The 1,674-nt window shown below is 43.9% G+C and carries 1 protein-coding gene; it reads right to left on the bottom strand.

The genetic code is table 11. The features are described 5' to 3' along the window. Positions 1-20: 20 nt before the first annotated feature. Entirely contained in the window at positions 21-1,460 is a 1,440-nt protein-coding gene (locus AC1DPZ_RS26685) for a glycoside hydrolase family 125 protein (RefSeq protein WP_477409206.1), read from the bottom strand. Positions 1,461-1,674 lie beyond the last annotated feature (214 nt).

Genomic DNA, 1,674 nt, shown 5'->3' with positions numbered 1-1,674 from the left:
GGGCATTTTCAGCTCAAAATTTAAAATATCTTCTGCAACAAATCCGGGTGATGCGCATGCAGTTTAATAATCAGTTCGCCAAATAGGGTATTGGCCCAGGCAAACCATTTACGGGTAAAGTTGCTGGCATTGTCCTTATGGAAACCTTCGTGCATAAAGCCGGTACCTGCATGGGTGTTTTTTAGCATGTGCAGGCATCGGGTTATCTCTAACTTATCTGTTGAAGTTAGCGCGCGCATGGTAATAGCCATTGGCCATATAAAATCCATCCCCACATGCGGACCGCCAATACCTTCGGCAACTTTACCTTTAAAAAAGTATGGGTTATCCAGGCTCAGCACAAACCGGCGTGTGTTTTGGTACAAAGGATCGGTTACCGGTAACGAGTCGAGGTAAGGCAGGGCAAGCAGGCTTGGCACATTGCTATCATCCATCAACAATTGGTTACCAAAACCATCAACCTCAAAGGCCAGAATTTTACCATAAACCGGGTGATTGGCAACCGCATATTTTTTAAGAGCGGCCTCCACTTCGGCAGCAAGGGCTTTACAGGCTGTCGCTGTTTTGGCATCCTTGCCTATCACAGTAAACATTTCGGCCATTTGCCTCAAACTGGTTACTGCAAAGTAATTAGATGGTACCAGGAAGGGATAGATAGTAGCAYCATCGGATGGCCGGAAGATGCTGCAGATGAGTCCAACGGGTTTCACCGGGTTACCATAGCCCTTGTTTGGCGCGGTATCACTGGCGGTTTCTGTTTTACGCTGAAAGTGGTACGGGCCTTTGCCTGTTTTGCGCTGCTGTACTTTAAAAGTATCCAGTATGGTTTTACCTGCTTTTTGCCAGGTTTCGTCAAAAAAGCTGGTGTCGCCGCTTATTTTCCAATAATTATAGGCTAAACGAACCGGGTAGCAAAGGGAATCAATCTCCCATTTGCGTTCATGCAGCTCGGGCTTCATGTCGGTTACATCGCTGTCCCATTCGCTGCCGGTTGGGCCTTCGTTAAAGGCGTTGGCGTAAGGGTCTATCAAAACGCATTTGGCCTGCCGGCTTAATACCCCCTGTATCACCTTTTTAAGGGCCGGGTCGTTTTTTATCAGTGGTAAGTACGGCCAAACCTGTGCCGATGAATCGCGCATCCACATGGCAAAAATATCGCCGGTGATAACAAATGTATCGGGTTTTCCGTCTTTTTCTGAATAATTTACTGTTGTATCTAAAGTATTGGGGTAACAATTTTCAAAAAGCCAGGCTATTTCCGGGTCTTTTATATCGGCTTTAACTTTTTGTATAATGCTTTCAACAGCCTTGCTGGTGAATTTGCGGTCGGCAGGTTTTGGGCGACGGCTTTCAAATACAGGCGCGGTGCTGCCAAGCCAGCTTGGTACTGGTACAATGCCAAGGCCCAAACCAGCAGTTGCAACGCTGTTTAGTTTAATAAAATGTCTTCTGGTAATCATAAGCGGTTTTTTATAGTATGGTAAATGTAAAAATATAAAAGCCTTTGGTTATCCGAAAAAAATCGTGCTAAATTAATTTAGTAACAGTATTTTGTCAGTATTATAAATATTATAAATTAAGGTAAGATGACTTATCACCCAAATACTTTTTAACAGATGTTCAATACATCGAATTCAAATAAAAAAGCGAACACCTCATCAGTCTGATTATCTT

Source organism: Mucilaginibacter sp. P4_G9, assembly GCF_056400985.1.
This window is presented reverse-complemented; position numbering and strand designations above follow the sequence as displayed.